General features: G+C 67.6%; 4 protein-coding genes and 1 tRNA gene. All 5 read right to left on the reverse strand.

All coding sequences use genetic code 11. From position 1 onward, the window contains the following. Nucleotides 1-223: 223 nt before the first annotated feature. Nucleotides 224-1,789 carry a tryptophan 7-halogenase gene (locus H0U68_RS15275; protein ID WP_296357056.1) on the reverse strand — a complete coding sequence of 522 codons (1,566 nt, stop codon included), beginning with the start codon at nt 1,787-1,789 and terminating at the stop codon, nt 224-226. A gap of 37 nt (nt 1,790-1,826) precedes the next feature. Continuing rightward, on the reverse strand, nt 1,827-2,597 hold the full coding sequence (locus H0U68_RS15280) for a class II aldolase/adducin family protein (protein ID WP_296357057.1): 771 nt from the start codon (nt 2,595-2,597) through the stop codon (nt 1,827-1,829). 190 nt (nt 2,598-2,787) lie between these two features. Further along, nucleotides 2,788-2,863 (reverse strand) — tRNA-Lys (locus H0U68_RS15285). Nucleotides 2,864-2,915: 52 nt separating this feature from the next. Next, nucleotides 2,916-3,656 (reverse strand): tRNA threonylcarbamoyladenosine dehydratase, encoded by a 741-nt coding sequence (locus H0U68_RS15290; RefSeq protein ID WP_296357060.1) that lies wholly within the window; start codon nt 3,654-3,656, stop codon nt 2,916-2,918. A gap of 93 nt (nt 3,657-3,749) precedes the next feature. Then, a partial coding sequence (gene ybgF / locus H0U68_RS15295) for a tol-pal system protein YbgF (protein WP_296357058.1) occupies nt 3,750-4,452 on the reverse strand: 703 nt, incomplete at its 5' end.

Here is a 4,452-nt window from a genome sequence, read left to right on the forward strand (position 1 = left end):
GCCGCCGCCTGCTTGATGAAACCAATGATCTGCTCTTCGGTAAACCTGCTCTTCTTCATGTCCGTCATTCTCCTGGTTGACGGACCTCCTGGAATTTAGATTGGTATGGCTGTAAGGGGGCAGGTCATAGGGGCCCGCGCCAATGATCAGGACGTCGGTGTCGGTGTTCGCCATGGGAACGATCGCTCGCGATGTCGCAGGCGCGGCTGGGCTCGCGCGCCGTTCAAAGGACCGCCGCTGCCTGGTCCGCCGGCTGCGGTGCGGGCTCGGTGTGCTTCATCCAGCCCAGCCCGTCCGGCGTGGTGACCAGCCCGTTGTCGCGGATGGGTCGCTCCTGCGGGCTCTGGCCGCCGGAGCGGGCGGCGATCTGGATCCGCTTGCCCTCGCTGTCCAGCTGCGGGATGAGCGCCTGCATGCCGGCGAAGTCCTGCACCGCGTGGGGCGCCGCGGCCGCGTCGCCGGCGCGGGGCGAGCGCGCCGCATAGGTAGGATTCATCATGCCTTCCAGCTGGTCTCCCGCGCCGAGCCGTGCGTCGAAGAAGCGCTGGGCCGAGGACACCGCGGGATCGCCGGGCGCCTCGCCGGCGAGCAGGCGGACGAACGCATCGTTGCCCCGCTCCGGCGTGTTCAGCAGGCTGCGCGCGCGCCAGAAGAACGACTGCTGGTCGCTGTTCATGTCGTACAGCGAGGTCAGGTACTGGTAGAACAGCCCGTATTCGCGGCGGTAGCGTGCCTCGAACTCCGCGAAGGCGTCGCTCTCCTCGGTCACTCCGTCCAGGCAGCTGTTGATGGAGCGCGCGGCCAGCAGCCCCGAGTAGGTCGCCAGGTGCACGCCCTGCGACAACAGCGGATCCACGAAGCAGGCGGAATCCCCGATCAGCGCCAGCCCGTTGCGCCAGAACTTGTCGCAGGCATAGGACCAGTCCTTGCGCACCCGCAGCTGCCCGTAGGTGCCTTCGGTCACGCGCTTCGCGTCCTTGAGGAAGTCCGAGATGATCGGGCAGCGGGCGATGAACGCGGCCATCGCTTCTTCCAGGTTGCCTTCGATCGGCTTGCGCGAATCGGGCGGCGCCTGGAACACGGCGCCCACGCTGGTCAGCGTCTTGGACAGGGGGATGTACCAGAACCAACCCTCGTCGAACGCCGCCGACAGGATGTGGCCGGAGCGGGGCTCGGGCAGGCGCTTGCCGTTCTCGTAGTAGCCGAACAGCGCGAAGTTCTTGAAGAACTCGGAGTAGACCCGTTGCCCGACCAGCGCGCTGAACTTCCCGGCGTTGCCCGACGCATCGACCACGAACCTGGCGCGCGCCGAAGCGAAGGCGCCCTTTTCGTCGGTGAACGAGAGTCCGACCACGCGGCCGTTCTCCTCGATCGCCTCGTGGGCGGAGCACTCGGTCCTGACTTCCACGCCTTTCTTCCTGGCGTTCATCAGCAGGATGTGGTCGAACTTGGAGCGCTCCACCTGGTAGGCGTTGGCGGGACGGTCCGATCCTTCCACCCCGCGGAAGTTGAAGAACCACGGCTCGGGATCGCGGCCCCAGCGGAAGGCGCCGCCGAACTTCTTCTCGAAGCCCGCGGCCTGCAGCTCTTCGTGCACACCCAGCAGGACGCAGATCCCGTTGATGGTGGCGGGCAGCAGCGATTCCCCGATCTGGTAGCGCGGGACCGTGCTGCGTTCGAGCAGCAGGACCTTGTGCCCGCGCATGGCGATGAAGGTCGAGACGGTGGCGCCGGCGGGGCCGCCGCCCACGACGATGACGTCGTATTCCTTTGCCGGGTGGTGTGTCACTGGAAGGATCTCCCTGGGTCTGGCACGTTGATGGAAGTCAGGTCCTGTAGCTCGGATCGATCTTGTCGATCTTGCGGACCATGGCGTCGAACAGGTCCTGGCCCGCGCCGTAGTCCTTGTTGAAATGAAAGGACACGTCGGCGCAGCGCCGCCGCACCTCTTGCGACACCGGCAGCATGGTGCCCATGGACAGCGCCGCCAGCTGGACCTCGCAGGCGCGGTTGAGCAGCCACATGGTCGTGAAGGCCCGCGCCACCGTGTCGCCCCAGGTGAGCAGCCCATGGTTGCGCATGATCAGCGCCGGCTTGTCCTGGATGCTCGCGGCGATGCGCACGCCTTCGTCGGGCCGCGTGGTCACGCCCTCGAAGTCGTGGTAGGCGATGAGGTTCTGCAGCTGGCAGGCGTGGATGCTGTTGAGCAGCAGGCCGTCGGGATGGCAGGCCACGGCCACGCCCGCCGTGGTGTGCACGTGCATCACGCAGTGGGCGTCGGCGATGTTGTCGTGCAGGGCCCAGTGGGAGGTGATGCCGCCCACGTTGGGCGGCCATTGCCCGTTCAGGGCGTCGGCCTTGCTGTTGGTCTTCACCAGGTTGGACGCGCAGACCTCGTCATAGGTGAGCCCGAACGGATTGATCAGCATGCAATCCGGCTCGCCGGGAACGCGCACTGACAGGTGGTTGTAGATGATCTCCGACCATCCGAGATGGGCGAAGATCCGGTAGGCGGCGGCCAGTTCGACACGTGCCGCCCACTCGGCATCCGAAACCGGGCTGGCGGTTGATTTGCTGTGGAGATTCCATGAAGACATCGTCGCGCTCTGTGGGGTGAGTTGACTGGCTTCAAGCCTATTTGAGTTGGCGTGGGAGCGTCAAACGTCCCGGAGCGCGCGCCGCGTGCTTGACGGACGCAGTCAGCTGGACGCAAGCATCGGCTCGGTGGGATGGCGTGGCGCCAGGCCCCGTTCGCAGGAGCAGCACCCGATGGCGCGCAGAGTGTTTTGGTAGGACGTGCAGGGGTCGAACCTGCGACCAACGGATTAAAAGTCCGCTGCTCTACCAACTGAGCTAACGTCCCCTACCTTGAAATGCGCTTGTGCTGCGGCATTGCACCGCAGCAAAGCCCGCGATTATAGCGTGGTTGAAACGGCTTTTTTCACGGCAGTGGTCGCAAGTTTGTCCAGCACCCATCCGGCGGCGCACTGGCCGAAGGTCGCCGTCACGCTGACCACCGATCCGTAGCCGTGGCAATTCAGGCTGCCGTCGCCCTCGATGGCGCAGCTCGCGTCGGGCGGGGCCACGGCTTCGCGGCTGAACACGCAGGCCACGCCGATGCGCTTGCCCTCCTTGGGCGCGCCATGCGACTTGCGCAGCCGGTAGCGCAGCTGCGCCAGCAGCGGGTCGTGCGTGGTGTGCGCCAGATCGTCCACGTCCACCTTGTGCGCCAGGCGCTTGCCGCCGGCCGCGCCGCAGGCGATGAACAGCACACCCTTGTTGGCCCTGGCCAGCGACCACGCCGCCATGGCGGCCTTGGCCTTCACCTGGTCGCAGGCGTCGATGACCGCGGTCACGCCGGGCGGCAGCAGTGCCGGCCAGTTCTCGGGCTCGGCGAATTCTTCGACCGCGTGCACGCGGCACCCGGGGTGGATCTGCGCGATGCGCTCGCGCATGGCCTGCACCTTGGCCTGGCCCACCGTGGAATCCAGCGCGTGGATCTGCCGGTTGATGTTGGATTCGGCGATGTGGTCCAGGTCCACCAGCGTGAGTTCGCCCACGCCGCTGCGCGCCAGCGCCTCGGCCGCCCAGGAGCCGACGCCGCCGATGCCGATGACGGCCACGTGCGCCGCGCGGATGCCGGCGGCGCCCTGCATGCCGTACAGCCGCTCCAGGCCGCCGAAGCGGCGCTGCAGGTCGACAGCCTCGTCCAGGTGCGTCACGGCCCGCGCGCTGTCTTCACGTGATGGTCAGCGCAGGCGCGCCAGGCGCTCGCGCGCGGCCACCGCGGCTTCGGACTGCGGGTAGGCCTTGATCAGTTCGTCCAGCGTGCGGCGCGCGCCCACGTTGTCCTTCAGCTCGATCTGGCAGTTCGCGATCGACAGCACCGCCTCGGGCGCGCGCTGGTGGTCGGGCGTCTGCGCGATCAGCGCGCGGAAGTTGGCGATGGCGCCGCGGTAGTCGCGGTTGGCGTACTGCGCGTTGCCCAGCCAGAACAGCGCCGTCGCCTTGTAGCCGCTTTGCGGATAGCGCCGCACGAATTCGCCGAACGCCGTCTGCGCGGCAGGGAAGTCGCCTTTGCGGAAGGTGGCCAGCGCGGCGTCGAAGTCGCGCTGCTCGGTGGGCTCCACCGTGAGTTCCCGGCCGTCCACCGTGACCTTCACCGGCTCGAACTTGCGCAGGCGGTCTTCCACCCCCGTGGCGATGTCCTTCTGGCGGCGCTGCACCTCCGACAGGTCGCGCGCCAGGCCTTCGTTCTCGCCGCGCAACCGCGCCATGTCGCCGCGCAGCCCTTCGATCTGGTTTTGCAGCTCCAGCAGGCTGCGGCGCAGCTGGTTGTTCTCGTCGCCCAGGCGGCGCACCTCGTCGGAGCCGGCCTGGCGCTGGCTTTCCATGCGCTGGCGCAGCTCCAGGATGGCGCGGCGTGCCTCGTCGTCCTCGAACAGGGCGGCG

The sequence above is a fragment of the Ramlibacter sp. genome, from assembly GCF_013697775.1.
Taxonomy (GTDB): domain Bacteria; phylum Pseudomonadota; class Gammaproteobacteria; order Burkholderiales; family Burkholderiaceae_C; genus Ramlibacter.

Excerpts from the sequence above, each read along its gene's own strand:
- H0U68_RS15280 (WP_296357057.1), bottom strand. The coding sequence starts at position 2,597 with ATGTCTTCATGGAATCTCCACAGCAAATCAACCGCCAGCCCGGTTTCG.
- H0U68_RS15290 (WP_296357060.1), bottom strand. The coding sequence starts at position 3,656 with ATGCAGGGCGCCGCCGGCATCCGCGCGGCGCACGTGGCCGTCATCGGC.